Annotated in this window: 17 protein-coding genes; all 17 read right to left on the reverse strand. The window is 70.8% G+C overall.

From position 1 onward, the window contains the following. Positions 1-5: 5 nt before the first annotated feature. Positions 6-815 (reverse strand): SDR family NAD(P)-dependent oxidoreductase, encoded by an 810-nt coding sequence (locus NOCJ54_RS23800; RefSeq protein WP_051485463.1) that lies wholly within the window; start codon positions 813-815, stop codon positions 6-8. A gap of 221 nt (positions 816-1,036) precedes the next feature. Continuing rightward, positions 1,037-2,065, reverse strand: a complete 1,029-nt coding sequence (locus NOCJ54_RS0104285; protein WP_028654494.1) for a DUF7064 domain-containing protein — start codon at positions 2,063-2,065, stop codon at positions 1,037-1,039. Beyond that, positions 2,062-3,123 carry a phosphotransferase family protein gene (locus NOCJ54_RS0104290; protein WP_036516859.1) on the reverse strand — a complete coding sequence of 354 codons (1,062 nt, stop codon included), beginning with the start codon at positions 3,121-3,123 and terminating at the stop codon, positions 2,062-2,064. The genes NOCJ54_RS0104285 and NOCJ54_RS0104290 overlap by 4 nt, the downstream gene beginning before the upstream one ends. 8 nt (positions 3,124-3,131) lie before the next feature. After that, positions 3,132-3,971, reverse strand: coding sequence for an enoyl-CoA hydratase/isomerase family protein (locus NOCJ54_RS0104295; protein WP_198020098.1), 840 nt, complete (start codon positions 3,969-3,971; stop codon positions 3,132-3,134). A gap of 4 nt (positions 3,972-3,975) precedes the next feature. Continuing rightward, positions 3,976-4,788: an enoyl-CoA hydratase/isomerase family protein gene (locus tag NOCJ54_RS0104300; protein ID WP_028654497.1), complete on the reverse strand. Its 813-nt coding sequence runs from the start codon at positions 4,786-4,788 to the stop codon at positions 3,976-3,978. After that, a complete protein-coding gene (locus NOCJ54_RS23805) occupies positions 4,775-6,007 on the reverse strand; it encodes a CaiB/BaiF CoA transferase family protein (protein ID WP_051485464.1) in 1,233 nt (410 codons plus the stop codon). Before NOCJ54_RS23805 ends, NOCJ54_RS0104300 begins: the two co-directional genes overlap by 14 nt. Before the next feature lie 98 nt (positions 6,008-6,105). Then, positions 6,106-6,804, reverse strand: a complete 699-nt coding sequence (locus NOCJ54_RS0104310) for an ABC transporter ATP-binding protein (protein ID WP_028654498.1) — start codon at positions 6,802-6,804, stop codon at positions 6,106-6,108. After that, on the reverse strand, positions 6,801-7,502 hold the full coding sequence (locus NOCJ54_RS0104315; RefSeq protein ID WP_028654499.1) for an ABC transporter ATP-binding protein: 702 nt from the start codon (positions 7,500-7,502) through the stop codon (positions 6,801-6,803). Before NOCJ54_RS0104315 ends, NOCJ54_RS0104310 begins: the two co-directional genes overlap by 4 nt. Then, complete coding sequence (locus NOCJ54_RS0104320) at positions 7,499-8,542, reverse strand: branched-chain amino acid ABC transporter permease (protein WP_028654500.1); 1,044 nt, start codon at positions 8,540-8,542, stop codon at positions 7,499-7,501. The genes NOCJ54_RS0104315 and NOCJ54_RS0104320 overlap by 4 nt, the downstream gene beginning before the upstream one ends. Continuing rightward, positions 8,539-9,393 carry a branched-chain amino acid ABC transporter permease gene (locus NOCJ54_RS0104325; RefSeq protein WP_028654501.1) on the reverse strand — a complete coding sequence of 285 codons (855 nt, stop codon included), beginning with the start codon at positions 9,391-9,393 and terminating at the stop codon, positions 8,539-8,541. Before NOCJ54_RS0104325 ends, NOCJ54_RS0104320 begins: the two co-directional genes overlap by 4 nt. A gap of 61 nt (positions 9,394-9,454) precedes the next feature. Continuing rightward, the gene (locus NOCJ54_RS0104330) at positions 9,455-10,669 is read right to left on the reverse strand and encodes an ABC transporter substrate-binding protein (RefSeq protein WP_028654502.1); all 1,215 of its coding nucleotides are present in this window, start codon (positions 10,667-10,669) and stop codon (positions 9,455-9,457) included. Between the two features lie 566 nt (positions 10,670-11,235). After that, the gene (locus NOCJ54_RS23810; protein ID WP_157514788.1) at positions 11,236-12,171 is read right to left on the reverse strand and encodes an EamA family transporter; all 936 of its coding nucleotides are present in this window, start codon (positions 12,169-12,171) and stop codon (positions 11,236-11,238) included. 27 nt (positions 12,172-12,198) lie between these two features. After that, positions 12,199-12,975 (reverse strand): enoyl-CoA hydratase/isomerase family protein, encoded by a 777-nt coding sequence (locus NOCJ54_RS0104340; RefSeq protein ID WP_028654503.1) that lies wholly within the window; start codon positions 12,973-12,975, stop codon positions 12,199-12,201. 27 nt (positions 12,976-13,002) lie between these two features. Further along, positions 13,003-13,842: a 1,4-dihydroxy-2-naphthoyl-CoA synthase gene (menB, locus tag NOCJ54_RS0104345; RefSeq protein ID WP_028654504.1), complete on the reverse strand. Its 840-nt coding sequence runs from the start codon at positions 13,840-13,842 to the stop codon at positions 13,003-13,005. Positions 13,843-13,876: 34 nt separating this feature from the next. Beyond that, positions 13,877-14,638 (reverse strand): SDR family NAD(P)-dependent oxidoreductase, encoded by a 762-nt coding sequence (locus tag NOCJ54_RS0104350; RefSeq protein ID WP_028654505.1) that lies wholly within the window; start codon positions 14,636-14,638, stop codon positions 13,877-13,879. A gap of 20 nt (positions 14,639-14,658) precedes the next feature. Beyond that, a complete protein-coding gene (locus tag NOCJ54_RS0104355; protein WP_051485466.1) occupies positions 14,659-15,612 on the reverse strand; it encodes a hydroxymethylglutaryl-CoA lyase in 954 nt (317 codons plus the stop codon). Then, complete coding sequence (locus NOCJ54_RS0104360) at positions 15,609-16,856, reverse strand: acetyl-CoA hydrolase/transferase family protein (RefSeq protein WP_028654507.1); 1,248 nt, start codon at positions 16,854-16,856, stop codon at positions 15,609-15,611. Before NOCJ54_RS0104360 ends, NOCJ54_RS0104355 begins: the two co-directional genes overlap by 4 nt. Between the last annotated feature and the right edge of the window lie 6 nt (positions 16,857-16,862).

Below are 16,862 nucleotides of genomic sequence, written 5' to 3' on the forward strand. Positions count from 1 at the left end.
CCGACTCACGCAACGGAGATCCCGCCATTCACACTGATGACCTGACCTGTCACCCGCCGCGATCGTCGGGAGGTGAGGAAGAGGATCGCTTCGGCAAGGTCACTGGGTTCGGTCATGCCCAGGCCTGCCTGCCGGGTGATCCTGTCGAAGATCTTCCGGCTGAACTCCTGCGACATCGCCCGGTCGTAGGACGCGGTGTCGACGATCAGCGACGGCGTGAGGACGTTGACCCGGATGCCATCGCGCTTTGCCTCCACTGCCAGCGTCTGCGAGAAAGTCACGATCGCGGCCATGGCGGCACCGATCCCGGTCTCGCCCGGCGTCGGCACTTTCGCTGCGTCACTCGCGATGTTCACGATGACGCCAGCGCGGCTGGCCCGCATGTAGGGCAGCACGGCACGGTTCATCAGGAGCGGGCCGAGAGCCTGTTGCTCCACGATGTCCCGCAGCTGCTCGAGCGGAGTCTCATGGAGGAGGGTCGGCTGGTAGGGGGCGACCGTCGAACAGACGAGCACGTCGATCCTCCCCAGGATGCGCGCAGCGGTTGCCGCCGCCTCCCGGGCCTCCTCGGGCCGGTTCAGGTCGGCCGGGACGAACTCGACACCAGCCTGCGGCGAGTGCTGGAGCACAGCCTCGACGGCCTTCTTGCCTCGTGCCTCGTTCCGTGCCACGAGCACGAGATCGGTGCACCCGGCACGCACGTACTCGATGGCAGTGGCCAGTCCGACACCGGAGGTGCCTCCTGCTACGACGACGCCGCTGCCAGCGAACTCGCCCTGCGGCTCGGCAGCGCTTCCGGACCCAGTCGTGTCCATCGGACCTCCGGTGATCGTGCGCCTGCGCCGAGACTTCGCAGGACCCAATTCTCAGACCTTTTAGTGAGATAGATGTGACCCAAGCCACGCCTCACATGGTCTGACCGTAGACCTATGTTTGACATATATCAATCCCTCTTACACAAATATGTCTAACAATTGCCCGGAAAAAGCGCTGCGCGCCCCCTCGGGGGCGCGCAGCGAAGCAGTGATAACAGGATTCAGGCCAGCGTCGGCCGGTAGGTGTACGACGACGAGCGAGTCAGGGCGAACTCGAAGATGCCCGAGCCGGGGCGTCCCTCCCAGTCGAACGCGCACAGTCGGTCGGTGAGCGAGGAGTCCAGGGTCCGCTGGGTGACTGAGCCGTCGAGCGGGTAGACGTCGCTCTCGAGGTGGTCGCGGCCGAACGCCTTGCCGTGGTGCCCGCCGTACCCGCCGCCGGCCATGTAGCCGCCGCCGGCGGACGCGTCGGTGTCGACCGGGTAGACCGCGCCGGAGGCCGTGGTCACCTGCACCCGTCCGGCCTTGAGGTCCAGCTGGTCGTCGAAGACCAGGTCGTGGCGGACGTCGACGACCTCGTCCATGGTGCCGTCGGTGTGCATGACCGCTCCCTCGAGGAGGATCCGGCCACCGTCGCGGGTCTCGACGAGGAGGAACCCGATCGAACGATCCTCGAACTGGGCTTGGTACCAGATGTGCAGCCCCTGGCCCCCCGCCATCGTGCGGACGCCGCGCGAGCGGTCGCGCTGGCTGTACCACCGCTCGACCTGCTGCTCGGCGCCGTCGACGCAGATGCTCCCGTGGACGAAGCCGGACTGGAAGAGGTGCGAGAACGACGTGAGCTCTCCTGAGCTGTTGGTGACGTCGATGTCGCCCCACCACGCCGGGGCCCGCGCCTCCCAGCGCAGGTCGAACGCCAACCTTGTCGGGTTGCCGTCGAGCGAGAGGTGCCAGGCCCGGTTGGGCTCGACCACCCGCCAGGCGAACGGGCCACAGGTGCCCGGTGCGGTCGCCGAGAGCTTGGTGGCGAATCGGACGTTGCGCTGCTCGGTACGGGTGGTGAGGATCGCGAACCCGTCCACCGTGTCCCGGACCGGGTGCAGACCGAGGCCGACGAGGATCGACGGCGCCGTCGCGTCCGTCGGGTGGACGTTGAAGACGAACCGGTCGAAGAAGCGCTCGGGGAGGCCGGTCGCTTCCTCCGGGCGGATCAGCTCGTCGTGGAATTTCTCCCAGGACCTGTTGCTCATGTGCGGGCCTCCAGCAGGACGTCGGTGAGTGGTGGCAGGCCGGCCGCACGGTGCGCGTCGGCGAGGAAGGACGGCACCAGCGTGGGGTCGGCGTAGTAGGGGTCCCCGACACCTCGTACGGCGCGGCGCCGCCCGTACTCGTAGAGGACCGCCAGCTTCCACAGCGCGAGCGTCGTGTACCACGCGAGGTTCGACAGGTCGGCCCCCGTGCGTGCGGCGTAGCGCTCGGCGAGCTCGGCACGGGCCGGGAAGCCGTCCTCGAGCATGGCGAGGGAGAGCTGCTGGGTGGGGTTGTGTGGCGGCGCGTCGTCAGGGACGGAGGCGAGGAAGTAGCCGAGGTCGAAGAGCGGGTCCCCCAGGGTGGCGAGCTCCCAGTCCAGGACGGCCGCCACGGCTCCGGGGTCGTCCTCGGAGAGGATGACGTTGCCGATCCGGTAGTCGTTGTGCACGATCGTGGCACCCGACTCGGGCGGCACGTTCTCCTGCAGCCACGCGTCCACCTCTGCGAAGGCCGGGGGCGGGTTGCCGTCCTCGTCGGCGACGAGGCGCGCCATGCGGGAGCGGTGGCGGGCGTTGAAGCCTTCCGGTCGGCCGAGGTCCGCAAGGCCTGCTGCCCGCCAGTCCACGGCGTGGAGGTCGGCAAGGGTGTCCACCAGCGACTCGCCGATCCTGCGTCGGGTCGCGCGGCTGGCGAGCGCGGGCGGCGTCGAGGTCGTGACGACCGGACCCGCGGCGAAGCCCATCACGTAGAAGTGGACGTCGATGACCTCGCCGGCCTCCGCCGTCGCGAGCAGCTCGGCGACGGGCACGGCGGTGCCGCCGAGCGCACCAACGAGCCTGGCCTCGCGCAGCATGTCGTGCGCGCCCGGCGGCGTCGGGGGCGGCGGGGGCCGTCGCACGACCGCTCGCCGGCCGTCCGCGCCGGCCACCAGGAAGGTCAGGTTCGAGTGCCCGTCGCCGATAGGCCTCGTCGTGACCTCACCGGAGGTGATGCCGTGCTGCTCGAGGAACTCGCCGAGCCGGGTGCGCTCCTCGGCGCTCCAGTCCCACGTGCTCATCGTGACCGTCACTCCCCCGTGAAGCGGGGAGCGCGCTTCTCCTTGAACGCCGCGAGCGCCTCCGGCATGTCACGGGTACGCGTCATCAGTGCCTGCCCGCGGTTCTCCAGCTCCAGGGCGGCGGCGTACGACGTCACCTCGAGGTTGCGCTGGATGGCGCGCTTCGACATCCGCACCCCGGCAGGCGAGTTGCGGGCGATCTGTCCGGCGAGCTCGACCGCGGCGTCGAAGAGCTCGTCGGTCGGGACGACCCGGTTGACGAGCCCGATCCGCTCCGCCTCGTCGGCGCCGACGATGCGGGCGCTGAACGCGATCTCCGCGGCGCGGGCGGGGCCGACCAGCCGGGTGAGGTGGTACGACGTGCCCAGCTCGCCGACCGACAGGCCGACCTTGACGAAGGCGGCGCTGAACTTCGCAGCCGGGTCGCAGAGCCGGATGTCAGCCGCGAGCGCGAGCGCCAGGCCACCGCCCGTCGCCGGGCCGTGGACGGCGGCGATCACCGGGAAAGGCAGGAAGTGCAGGGCCTGGATGCCGCCGGTCGCGGTCTCCTGGAACTTCAGGAACTCGCGCACGCCCATCTCGCTGATCCGGCCGACCTCGTCGAGGTCGAACCCGGCGCAGAAGGCCCGGGTGCCGGTGCCGGTGACGATGAGGGCCCGCAGGGGCGCGTCGCGCAGCGCGAAGGCGGCCTCGCCGTACTCGCTGAACATGCGGAAGGTCTGGCTGTTCATCCGGTCCGGCCGGTTGATCCGCAACACGCCGATGTCACCGGGGAGGACCTCGAAGGTCAGCTCCTCGAGCTCGGGGAAGTCGATGTCCACGGTGGTGTTCTCTTCGGTCACGGTCATGTCGTCACTCCCCCTTGAAGACGGGCCGGCGCTTCTCCTTGAAGGCAGCGAGCGCTTCGGGCATGTCGGTGCTGCGCGTCAGCAGAGCCTGCCCGCGGTTCTCCAGCTCGATGGCCGCGGCGTAGGAGCCGATCTCCATGTTGGCGTGGAGGGCCCGCTTGGAGAGCTGGACGCCACCGGGGCTGTTGGCAACGATCCGGTCGGCGAGGTCGAGGGCGTCGCCCAGGAGCTTGTCGGGCTCGCTGACGCTGTTGACCAGCCCGATCCGGAAGGCCTCCTCGGCGTGCACCATCCGCCCCGTGAAGCAGATCTCACTCGCGACCGCGGGGCCGACGAGCCGGGTCAGCAGCCAGGAGGTGCCGAGGTCCCCCGCAGTGAGGCCGATCTTGACGAACGCGGCGTTGAACTTCGCCTCCGGCGAAGCCAGCCGGATGTCGGCCTGAAGCGCCAGCGCCAGCCCGCCGCCGGCGGCAGGACCGTTGACGGCGGCCACGACCGGGACCCGGATGGCGCGCACGGCGAGCAGCGCCCGGGCGCCGCGCTCCTGCTGGTCGAGCATCCCGATGGCACCGAGGTCGGCGAGCCGGTCGGCGTCCGCGAGGTCGTAGCCGGCACAGAACGCACTGCCGGCGCCGGTCAGCACGACCACCCGCAGGTCGTCGACCTGGTCGAGGTCCAGCGCGACGCGTTCGAGCTCGACGAACATCTGGTCAGTCATCGCGTTGTAGCGCTCGGGACGGTCGAGGGTCACCAGCGCTACGCCGGGCGCCGCCTCGGTGACCGTGATCGTCGCGAACGAGCGGTCAGGGAGCTTCATCAGAGAGACTGCCTTCCTGGGTAGGGACGGGGGCGGGCTGGTCCGCGAGACGGATCGCGCCGTCCCGCTCCCAGTCCCGGACGACGTCGGGGTCGATGCCCCACGCGGCCAGGGCTTCGCGGGTGTGCTCGCCGGGGACGGGTGGCGGGCCGTCGACGACGGCGGTAGTGCGGCTGAAGCGGGGCTGGGGCGCCGGTTGGGTCACGCCGGCGACGTCCACGAAGGTGCCCCTGGCGACGTTGTGGGGGTGGACCCAGGCCTCCTGCACGTCCAGCACGGGTGAGATGCAGCCCCGTCCGGCGGCCCGGGTCACCCACTCCTCGCGCGTGCGCTCGCGGATGGTGTCAGCGAAGACCTTCGCCAGCTCCGGCCAGCGCGTGTGGTCGTCGCGGTCCGGGAGCCCGGCGGCGTCGAGGCCGAGGACGTCGAGCAGGTCGGCGTAGAAGTGGGGCTCGAGCGCGCCGACGGCGAGCCAGCGACCGTCGGCGGTCTCGTAGGCGTCGTAGAAGGGTGCGCCGGAGTCGACGATGTTGGTGCCGCGCTCGGTGCGCCAGGTGCCGGCGCTGACGAACCCGTGGAAGGCGGCGGCCAGCAGGGCCGATCCGTCGACCATCGCGGCGTCGACGACCTGTCCGCGACCGGACCGCCCGGCCTCCCACACCGCGGCGAGCACCCCGAGCGCCAGCACGGCGCCGCCTCCGCCGAAGTCTCCGACGAGGCTCAGCGGCGGGGTGGGCGGTTGACCCTGACGCCCCACGAGTGACAGGACGCCGCTCTGGGCGATGTAGTTGATGTCGTGCCCGACGGCCTGGGCCAGCGGCCCGTCCTGCCCGTAGCCGGTCATCCGGCCGTAGACGAGGCGGGAATTGGCCGCGAGGCACACATCGGGGCCGATGGCGAGCCGCTCCGCCACGCCGGGGCGGAAGCCCTCGATGAGCGCGTCGGCACTGGCCACGAGGTCGAGGACGACCTCGTGGCCGCGAGGGTGCTTGAGGTCGACCGCCACGGAGCGGCGCCCGCGGTGGAGGACCTCGGTCCGGAAGTCGGCGTTGGGGCCGACCAGGGCGGCTCCCTGCGCCCGGTCGACCCGGATGACGTCGGCGCCGAGGTCGGCGAGGAGCATCGCGCAGTAGGGCCCTGGCCCGATGCTTCCGACCTCGACCACCCGTAGGCCTGCGAGCGGGCCCGTGAACGATCGTTCCGTCCCGTCATGCGTCATCTCATCACCTCCCGGTCACCACCCTAGGCCACCCCCGAGAAATGGTCAGGCCAATGTCCGTGCCGGCCGGTGGAGACTTCTCCACCGGCCGGCTCTGCTCAGAGCGCGATCATCTCCTGCACCGCCCGGTCCCCGAGCTGTTCGATCGGACCCTCGCCCGCCAGCCGGCCCTTGCGGAGCGCGAGGTAGCGGTCGGCGACCTTCTGGATCATCCCGATGTGCTGCTCCACGAGCAGGAGGGCCGTGCCACGGGACCGGATCTCCCGCAACGCGTCCACGATGGCGTCGATGATCACCGGCGCCAGGCCCTCGGTGGGCTCATCCAGCATGAGGAGCGCCGGTCCGGCCATGAGGGCGCGGGCGATGGCGAGCATCTGCTGCTCACCACCGGAGAGCGAGGTGCCCGGACGCTTCCGGCCACGGGCGAGGTTGGGGAAGAGCTCGTAGAGGTCCTCCAGGGTCCACGTGGTCGCTCGCCGCGAAGCCCGCCCGAGCAGGATGTTCTCCTCGACCGTGAGGTTGCCGAAGATTCGCTTGCCCTGCGGCACGAGGGACACCCCACGCGCGGTCGGGACGTGCGCCCGGCGCCCGACCGGCTCGCCGTCGACCAGCACCTGGCCGCGGACCGAGGGCACGCCGTACACGGAGAGCAGGGTGGTGGTCTTGCCGGCTCCGTTGCGGCCGACCAGGCCGACGGTCTCGCCGGGGGCGATCGAGAACGACAGGTCCTGGAGGATCACCGAGCCGCCGTAGCCGGCGGTGACGTCGCGGAACTCGAGCACGGGCGTGGCGGTCATGCTGCGCTCCCCAGGTAGGCACGGATCACGTTCTCGTCGGCGCGGACGTCGTCGGGGGTGCCCGTGGCGAGCAGCTTGCCGAGGTCGAGCACGGTGATGACGTCGCAGGTGCGGAAGACGCCCTCGACGTCGTGCTCGACGAGCAGCGCCGCTACGTCCCTCTCCTTGCACACGTCGCGCACGTGCTGGAGCATCCGGACCGACTCGTCGTGGACCAGCCCTGCGCACGGCTCGTCGAGCAGCACGACCTTCGGCCGGCCGATGAGGGCGATGGCCAGGTCCACGGACCGCTGGGTGCCGTAGGCGATCTCCGCGCACACCCGGTCGAGGATCCCCTCGAGGCCGAGCGTGCGGACGATCTCGCCGAGGTCCTCCTCGTTGTTGCGGCGGGCGACCATCTCGAGCTGGTCGCCGACCGTCATCGCCCCGAAGACGCTGGTGCGCTGGAAGGAGCGGGACAGGCCTTTCCGCCGCCGCCAGCGGACCGAGCGCCGCGTGATGTCCACGCCCTCGAACGTGACCGTTCCGGACGAGGGACGTTTGCGGCCGGAGAGTGCGTCGATGAACGTCGACTTGCCGGCGCCGTTGGGGCCGATCACCCCGTGCACGACGCCCGGCTCGAGCGCGATGTCCACGCCGTCGAGCGCGACGTGGGCGCCGTACCGGACGGTGAGTCCGCGGCCTTCGAAGATCGTCATCGACGTCCCCTCCTCAGTCGGTGGTAGAGCTTCTGCAGGCTGCCGGTGATGCCTCCGGGCATGAACACCAGCACGAGGATCAGCGCCATCCCGGTGAAGAGGTGGAGGTTGCCCCCGAAGTTGAAGTTGGCCTGGGCGTAGACGAACAGGAAGGTCCCGACGATCGGGCCGACCAGCAGTCCGAAGCCCCCGACGAGTGCGGCGATGAGGCTGTCACCGGCCCGGGTGAAGCCGAGGATGTCCGGCGAGACGTAGCCGGAGTTGATCGCGAAGAGTGCACCGCCCAGGGACGCCACCGCTCCCGAGAGCACGAACGCGACCAGGCGCGGCCCGAAGGTGTCGTAGCCGGAGAAGCGCATCCGCTCCTCGTTCTCACGAATGCCCTCCAGGGTGGTGCCGAAGCGGGACCGGCCGACGAGCCACAGCACGGTGGCACACATGGTCAGGGCGATCCACGCCATCGGCCAGAACAGGCCGGGGTTCATCACGTCCCGCTGGGCCAGGCCCAGGAACGTCATGTCGCGGTCGTAGCTGAGCAGCTTGCCGTCGTGCGCGCCGGTGAGCGGCCGCGCCGAGGTCTGCACGCTGAGCGCGTAGAGCGCCTGCGACAGGGCCAGCGTCAGCATCAGGAAGCCGAACCCCGAGGAGCGGACCACGAGGAGGCCCATGACCACGGCGAAGCCGGTGCCGACCACGACCCCGAAGCCGACGGCCGTCGTCGGCGACCAGCCCCAGTTGGTGGTGGCGATGCCGACGCCGTACGCCGCGGCCCCGAAGAAGGCGCCGTGGCCGAGGCTGATCAACCCGAGGTGGCGGGCGAGGAAGCCGATCCCGATCGCGAGGAGGCTGAGCAGCGTTCCCTCGACGAGCAGGCTCATCCGGTAGGTGTCGGTCACGACGTACGGGACGGCGAGGCCGGCCAGCAAGGTGGCGACGGCGATGCCGAGGCCCACCAGGGTGCCCTTGAGGCGTCCGCGGGGCGACGCCTCGGGCGCGGCCGCGGACGGGCTCACCACGTCGGTGGGGGCGGTCGTGGTCATGACACCCTCTTTCCGGCGAGCCCGGTGGGTCGCCACAGCAGGACGATGGTCAGGGCGAGGTAGGGGACGACCACCGCGACGCTCGGCGACCAGACGGTCGTGACGCTCTGGATGACGCCGAGCCCCATCCCGGCGATCATCGCCCCGCCGATGCTCCCGATCCCACCGACGACGACGATGATCAGCACCGTGATCAGGAACGCGCTGCCCATGCCGGGGTCGAGTGCGATGTACGGCGCCGCGAGCGCACCGGCGAAGCCGGCGAGTGCCGAGCCGACCGCAACCACGACGAGGCTCACGCGGTCGACGTTGATGCCCATGATGGCAGCGGTCTCGATGTCCTGGCTGGCCGCGCGGATGTGCAACCCGGTCGTGGTGCTGCGCAGCCACAGCACCAGCGCGGCGGCGAGGACCACCGCGATGGCGATGATGGCCAGCCGGTAGCTCGGGTACTCGACGCCCAGGAAGTTCGAGGTCCCCTGGAGGAACTCGGGCGGCGTGACGCGGAGCGTGCGCTCCCCCCAGATGAGCACCACCAGCCGTTCCGCCATCAGCGCGAGCCCGAACGTGATCAGGCCGAGCTCGATGTGAGAGCGGTGCTGGAGCGGCCGGAAGAAGACCAGCTCCAGCAGGACACCGACGACCGCGAGCGCGAGGGGGACGACGAGGAGCGCCAGCCAGAAGCCGGCTCGGTCCGACACCGAGTAGGCGATGTAGGCCCCGGACATGTAGAGCGCGCCGTGGGCGAAGTTCGCCACTCCCCGCAGGCCGTAGATCATGGCGAGGCCGGAGCTCAGCACCATCAGCAGCGAGCCGAGCGCGATCCCGTTGAGCAGTTGTGCAGCGTTCACGTCTGTCCCTCCCTGACGACGGGCGTCGGCGCGCGGGTCCCGCGCGCCGACGCCCGCTCGGTCAGAACTTGCAGGCCGGGTCCGACTCGGTGGTCGTCACGTCCGCGCTGGTGTTCGTGACCACCTCGAAGGCGAGGCCACCGTCACCCTTGACGACCTTGCCGAGGTAGGAGTCCCGGAGGACCTGGTTGTCGGTGCCACGGACCGTGACCTCACCGACGTTGGTCTCGACGGTGAGGTCCGCGAGCGCCTCGGCGACCTCGGCCGGCTCGGAGCTGCCCGCCTCCTCGATGCCGGCGAAGAGGATCTGTGCCGCGGCGTAGGCGTCGGCGGGGACGTAGTACGGCGCCGAGCCGTGGTCCTCGGTGTAGGCCTCGATGAACTCCTTGTTGGCCTCGGTGTCGGCCGCGGCGTCGTACCCGACGTTGTTGTAGTAGCCGACGATGCTCTCGCCGAGGGTCTCGAAGAGCGGCTCGGAGACCATGTTGAGGCCGAGCACCGTCTTCAGCTGGTCGTCCAGGTTGAACTGGTCGGCCTGCTGGACGAAGGCGACGCCGTCGGCGCCGAACTCGACGGCGAAGACCGCGTCCGCGCCGCTGTTCTTGAGCTTGGTGATGTAGGAGCCGAAGTCGGTCGTGTTGAGCGGGGCGAACTGCTCCAGGACGACCTCCTTGCCGGCCTTCTCCGCGGCAGCCTTGAAGGTCTCCGCCGCACTGTGGCCGGTGGCGTAGTCGACGGCCTGGATCGCCCACTTCTCACCGGGCATCTCTGCGATCGAGTTCGCCAGGGCGTTCACGTCCATGCTGGTCGTCTGCACGACGTGGACGGCGTACGGCGAGCACTGCTCGCCCACGAGCGCGTCGTCCTTGCCGAGCGAGTTGAACGACAGGGCCCCGAGCCCCTCGAGCTGGGCGTTGAGGGCGCCGTGCTCCGGCGAGGTCATCACCGAGCCGATGAACTGCGCGCCGTCCTGGGTGACGGCCTCCTTGGCCACGCGCAGGGTGGTGGCGGGGTCCGCGTCGGTGCCCTTGACGAGCAGCTCGACCTCGCGGCCGTCGATGCCACCGTCCTCGTTGACGAGGCGAACGGCGGTCTCCCAGCCCTTGACCGAGTCGGTGCCGAACTGGGCCAGGGCGCCGCTGGTCGGCGGGATCAGCGCGATCTTGATGGGTCCCTCCTCGGCGTCCCCGCCCGAGCTGTCACTGGCCGCGCCGCACGCGGCCATGGTGAGGGACAAGGTGACGGCGGTCGTCGCCGCCAGCAGACGTCGCTTCATGCGGAGGATCTCCTCGGGTCTCGGGAACACCGAACGCTCGGCGTGTCTCACGTCACGAAGTATGGTCTGATAGTTAGATCGGTTCGACCCTACAAGGAGGGGTTTTCGTCTATCCCCAAAGGGGGAGGCGGGTGCGGCCGGCGGCGGGGCGGCGGGGCGGCGGGGCGGCGGGGCGGCGGGGTGGCGCGTGGAGCTCGGATGAGGCTCCGGTTGTCGTACGCGGCCGCCGCATGTAACACGTTGATCGCGGCCCTGGCAGCCTGTTGCCACGTGCAACACGTGGTCCGCAGACCTGGCAGCCCGGAGACCGCGGGAGTCCCCTGCTGGGTGCGGCGGGAACAGTCGCCAGCGGGCGGGAAGAGCCGCGATCAGCGTGTTACACGCCCGGCCGGCCGACCACCCAGCCCGCGCAACCCGTCGTACGCCGACGTCCCCCGGGACCGCGAAGGTCATCCACCGGGCACGCCTCGCACAGCAGTCGACGGGCGGCAACAGCCGCGATCAGCGTGTTACATGCGCGACGGCCACCCCAGGCCCACCACCCAGAAGCAGGCGAGGAGGAGGGGTCACGCCGGTTGTGCGACCTCGGTCCCCGTGAGGTGGTCCGTGCGACTGCGCCGTTCGGAGCCGACGATGAGCACGACGGCCAGCACCACCGCACCCCCACCGACGAGGACGCCGGCGCCGACGGACTCGCCGAGGACGAGGGCGCCGAGCACGACTGCGACGACCGGGTTCACGTAGGCGTGGGTGGCCGTGAGAGACAGCGGGACGTTCACGAGCAGCCAGGCGAAGGCGAGGTAGGCGGTGACGGAGCAGGCGAGGACCAGCCACGCCATGGCTAGCCAGCCGCGGGTCGAGTACGTCACGCTGACCTGCTCGCCGGTCGCCAGGGCGAGCACGGTGGACGTGCCGGCGGCGACCAGCTGCTGGTACGTCGCGACGGTGACCACGTCCGAGGGCAGGGCCAGGCGGCCCTGCAGGAAGGACCCGATCGTCCAGCTGATGCTGGCCCCGAGGCAGCACAGGGCCGCGAGCGCCGGGATCGCGCCACCACCGCCCTGGTCGAGGCCGACCAGGGCGGCCAGCCCGCAGAAGCCCATCACCACGCCGGCCCAGGTCGCGCGCGTGGGGCGGTCGCCGGTGGCGAGGCGAATGAGGACCGCCCACGCAGGGACGGTTGCGACGATGAGTGCGGCGACCCCCGACGGCAGGCCCTGCACCTGGGCCAGGGCCTGGAAGCCGTTGCCGAAGCCCAGCAGCAGGACGCCGGTGACCGCCAGCCCCGCCGCCTCGGCCCGGGTCACCCGCAGCGTCCGCCAGCCGCGCCGGGTCGCGGCGATGACTGCCAGCAGGAGCGCGGCGACGGCGTAGCGCTGCGCCATCGCCTGGAAGGGATCGGCCTCGTCGACCACGAGCCGGATCGCGAGGTACACCGAGCCCCACAGCACCCACACGGCCGCCATGCAGGCGACCAGCGTGGGGCGATGGACGCCCGGCACCGCGTCAGCCACGGCGGCCGGGCCCGCTCACGCGAAGCGCGGCGGCCGCTTCGCGACGAACGCGGCGATCCCCTCCGCGGCCTCGCCGTCCTCGAAGAGGCCCTGCTCCTGGTCGCGCTCGTAGGCGATGCCCTCGGCCAGCGGCATCGCGAAGGCGGCGTCGACGGTCCGCACGACCGCCAGCTGGGCGGGCAGCGACGAGGTCACCAGCTCACCGGCGAGCTCGAGCGCGGCCTTGACCACGTCCTCGTCGGTCAGCCGGTCGACCAGCCCGATCTGCAGCGCCTCCTCGGCGCCGACCTGGCGGGCGGTCAGCATGATGTCGAGCGCGCGGCCGCGGCCGACGAGCTGCGTGAGACGCTGCGTGCCGCCCGCGCCGGGGATGAGGCCAAGCTTGACCTCCGGCAGCCCCAGCCGCGCCCGGGGACCCGCGACGCGCATGGTGCACGCCATCGCGAGCTCGAGCCCACCGCCGAGGGCGAGGCCGTCCACCGCCGCGACCGACAGCCACGGCGATGCGGCCAGACGGTCGTTGACGGCTCGCATCTTGTCGCCGTAGGCGAGGAAGGAATCCGCGTCGATCGTCGACATGTGCTTGATGTCCGCGCCGGCAGCGAAGAAGCCGTCCCTTGCCGAGGTGATCACCATGACCTTGACGTCCCCCGCCTGCTCGGCTGCGTCGATCGCGGCGTGGAGCCCGTCGAGCAGCGGGATGCCGAGCGCGTTGGCGGGCGGCCGGTCCATGGTCACGACCATCACGCCGGGCGACTCGGTGGTCCAGGTGACGACGGGGGTCTCGGTCATGGTTCCTCGATTCGGGTCGTGCAGCCGTCAGGGACGGCGCGGGAAGCGGGTGAAGTCGGGGGTACGACGGGCCTTGAAGGACTCGCGTCCCTCCCTGGCCTCCTCGGTCCCGTAGAAGAGGAGGTTGGCGTCGTGGGCCAGCTGCTGGATGCCGGCGTAGCCGTCCTCGTGAGCGTGGAAGCTGAGCTTCGACATCCGCAGGGCTCGTGGTGAGAGCGCGAGCATCTCCCGGCACCAGCGGACGGTCTCGGCCTCGAGCGCGGCGAGCGGGACCACGGTGTTGACCAGGCCCATCGCCAGCGCCTCCTGCGCGTCGTACTGACGACAGAGGAACCAGATCTCCTTGGCCTTCTTCGGCCCGACGAGGTCGGAGAGGATGCTGGAGCCGTAGCCGCCGTCGAAGGAGCCGACCTTCGGCCCCACCTGGCCGAAGACCGCGTTGTCGGCGGCGATGGTCAGGTCGCACACGAGGTGGAGGACGTGGCCGCCGCCGATGGCGTAGCCGGCGACCATCGCCACGATCGGCTTCGGGCACCGGCGCATGGCGACGTGCAGGTCGGTGACGTGGAACCGGCCGGTCGAGGTCGCGTCCAGCTGGTAGCCGCTGTCCCCGCGGACCCGCTGGTCTCCCCCGGAGCAGAACGCCCGGTCACCGGCGCCGGTGAGGATGATGGCCCCCACCCCTTCGTCCTCGCGCGCCACCATCAGCGCCCGGTCGACCTCGACCAGCGTCTGCGGCCGGAAGGCGTTGTGGACCTCCGGCCGGTTGATCGTGATCCGCGCGATCCCCTCGGGGGAGGTCTCGTAGACGATGTCCTCGTACTGGCCGCTCGGGGTCCAGTCGACGACGTCGGTTCCACCTGTCATCGCGGCCGCCTGCACGTCGCCACGTCCACCGCCCTCACGCCATCGTGAGGCCGCCGCTGACCGACAGCGTCTGGCCGGTCACGAAGCCCGCGCCGTCGGAGGCGAAGAAGGAGACGGCGGGGCCGATGTCCTCCGGGGTGCCCAGGCGCTTCATCGGGACGGCGGAGGTCATACCGGCGATCACCTTCTCGGCGTCACCGCCGCCGGCGCCGTCGGCGAACTTGCGCAGGGCCGGGGTGTCCGTGGGGCCGGGGCACACCGTGTTGGCCGTGACGCCCTTGCGGGCGACCTCGCGGGCGAGGGTCTTGGTGAAGGCGATGATGCCGCCCTTGGCACCGGAGTAGACAGCCTCCATCGAGGAGCCGACGCGGCCGGCGTCGGAGCCGATGTTGATGACGCGGCCGAAGCCGCGCTCCATCATGCCCGGCACGACGGTGTGGATGACGCGCAGCGCACCCTTGTAGTTGATGTCGAGGATCTTGTCCCAGAAGTCCTCGGTGGTCTTCACGAAGGGCATGAAGTCGTCCCAGCCGGCGTTGTTGACCACGACCTCGATCGGGCCGAGCTCGGCCTCGACGGTTGCGACGGCGGCCTTGACGGACTCCGTCGAGGTGACGTCGATCGACACGGCGATGGCCTCACCGCCGGCGGCGCTGATCTCCTTGGCGGTCTCCTCGGCGACCGCGAGGTTGAGGTCAGCGACGGCCACGCGGAACCCGTCCCGTCCCAGCGTGGTGGCGATGCCCTTGCCGATGCCTTGGGCACCACCCGTGACCAGTGCGACGCGGTTGCTCATCTTCTTCTCCTTGTGGTGTGTCAGACGGCCGGGGACCAGATGATCGGCCCGGCGACGATCGAGTGGCTGGTGAGCTTGCGGCCGAGGGTGCTCTGCGCCTCGCGCGCGGCCTCGATGACCCGCTCGAGGTCGAGCCCGGTGTCCACGCCCATCTCGTGGAACATGGACACGAGGTCCTCGGTCGCGATGTTGCCGGTCGAGCCGGCAGGAACGGGGCAGCCCCCGAGCTCGCCGAAGCTCGACTCGAAGCTGCGGCAGCCGGCCTCGAGGGCGGCGTAGGCGTTGGCGAGGCCCTGGCCCCGGGTGTTGTGGAAGTGCGCGGTGACCTCGACTCCGGGAAGGCGCCCGATGGCCGCCTCGAAGAAGCGCCGCGCGTACGCCGGGTTGCACATGCCGGTCGTGTCGCCGAATCCGATCTCCGTGGCCCCCGACTCGGCGAACTGCTCGGCCAGGTCGAGCACCCGGTCCATCGGCACGGCTCCCTCGAACGGGCACCCGAAGGACGTGGCGATGACGGCGGCGTAGTCGAGTCCTTCCGCCACGATGCGCGTGCCCATCTGGCGGACGTCATCCATGGTCTCCTGGACGGTCCTGTTGATGTTGCGCTTGTTGTGCGTCTCGCTGGCGCTGACGAAGAGGGCGATCTCCTCGAACAGGTCGCGGTGCGCGAGGGCGTTGTCCAGGCCCTTGCTGTTGGGGACCAGCACCATTCGCTGCACGTCGTCGGGGACGTCGATGCCCTGGAGGACCTCGACACCGTCGGACAGCTGCGGGATGACGTCGGGGCGCACGAAGCTGGCCACCTCGATCCGCTTGACGCCGGCCCGCCCCAGGGCGTTGATCAGCCGGATCTTGTCGGCGGTCGCGATCGTCTCCGGCTCGTTCTGGAAGCCGTCGCGGGGTCCGACCTCCCGGATCCGGACGGTCCGCGACTCGTCCGCGGTGCTGTTGGGGAAGACGGTCGTGCTGGTCATCGGTTCTCCTGCTCTGCGAGGCTGCGTTGGAGGTGTTCTCGGTGCTCGGGATCGGCCACCTCGATGAGCCGCAGCGCCCGCTCGGCCACCGTGCAGCCGGTCAGCATGGCGACGCCGTGCTCGGTGACGACCGCGTCGACGTCCACGCGTGCGGTCGTGACCACGCCGCTTGCGAGGACCGGGACGATCGTCGACTGCGACCGGTCGCCGGCCCCGACGGTCGAGCGCAGCGCGATGATCGAGCGCGACCCGGTCAGCGACGCCGCGCGGCTGAAGTCGACCTGGCCCCCGACGGCTCCGATGTGGACGCCCCGCGCGAGCTCGGCCCCGACCTGGCCGAGCAGGTCGACCTCGATCGCAGAGTTGATCGAGACCAGGGAGCCGAGGCGCGACAGGACCGCGGGAGCGTGCGTGTAGCTCGCCGCGCGGAACTGGACCGCGTGGTCCCCGAGCTGGCGGTAGCCGTCGGTGCTGCACAGGGCCGCACCGGTCACGATGAGGCCGGAGTCGATCTCCTTGCGGGCGCCGGTGATGACGCCCTTCTCGGCGAGGGTGAGCACGCCGTCGGTGAGCATCCCGCTGTGGAAGCCGAGGTCGGAGTGCCCGGCGAGGGCCTCGAGCACCGCGGCCGGCAGCGACCCGACGCCGATCTGGATGGTGGACCCGTCCTCGATGATGCTCGCCACGTTGGCTGCGATGGCGCGGTCGACCTCGTCGGCGGGCTTGGCGGGTGCCTCGGGCAGCGGACGGTCCGTCTCGATCACGGCGGCGAACGCCGACAGCGGCAGCGTCGGGCCTCCGACGGTGCGCGGCATCTGCTGGTTGATCTCGGCGATGAGGGTGCGCGTGTGCCGGAGCGCGTCGGCGACGTACTCGACACCGGTGCCGAGCGTGACCGTGCCGTCCGGCCCGGGCGGTGACACTTGGACGAGGCCGACGTCGTTGGGCAGCTGGCCGGTCGCGAACATCCGCGGGATCGCGGAGTAGTGGCAGGGCACGACGTCGAGGCGGCCGTGCCTGCTGAGCAGGCGCAGCTGGCCCAGACCGCCGTACGACACCACCGTCAGCTTCTCCGGGAGGTCTCCGGACAGGCGCTCGTTCCACGTCAGCCCGGAGAAGGCGCGGATTGGACCCACCCGGTCGACCGCGTCGAGCACCTGGTTGACCAGGGGCTCGGGCTCCGCGCTGCCCTGGCTCCACCACACCCCGTCCCCGGGGTCGAGGAAGTCCGCGACGTCGAACACGACGAC

The organism is Nocardioides sp. J54 (assembly GCF_000519005.1).
In the GTDB taxonomy this organism is placed as follows: Bacteria; Actinomycetota; Actinomycetes; order Propionibacteriales; family Nocardioidaceae; genus Nocardioides.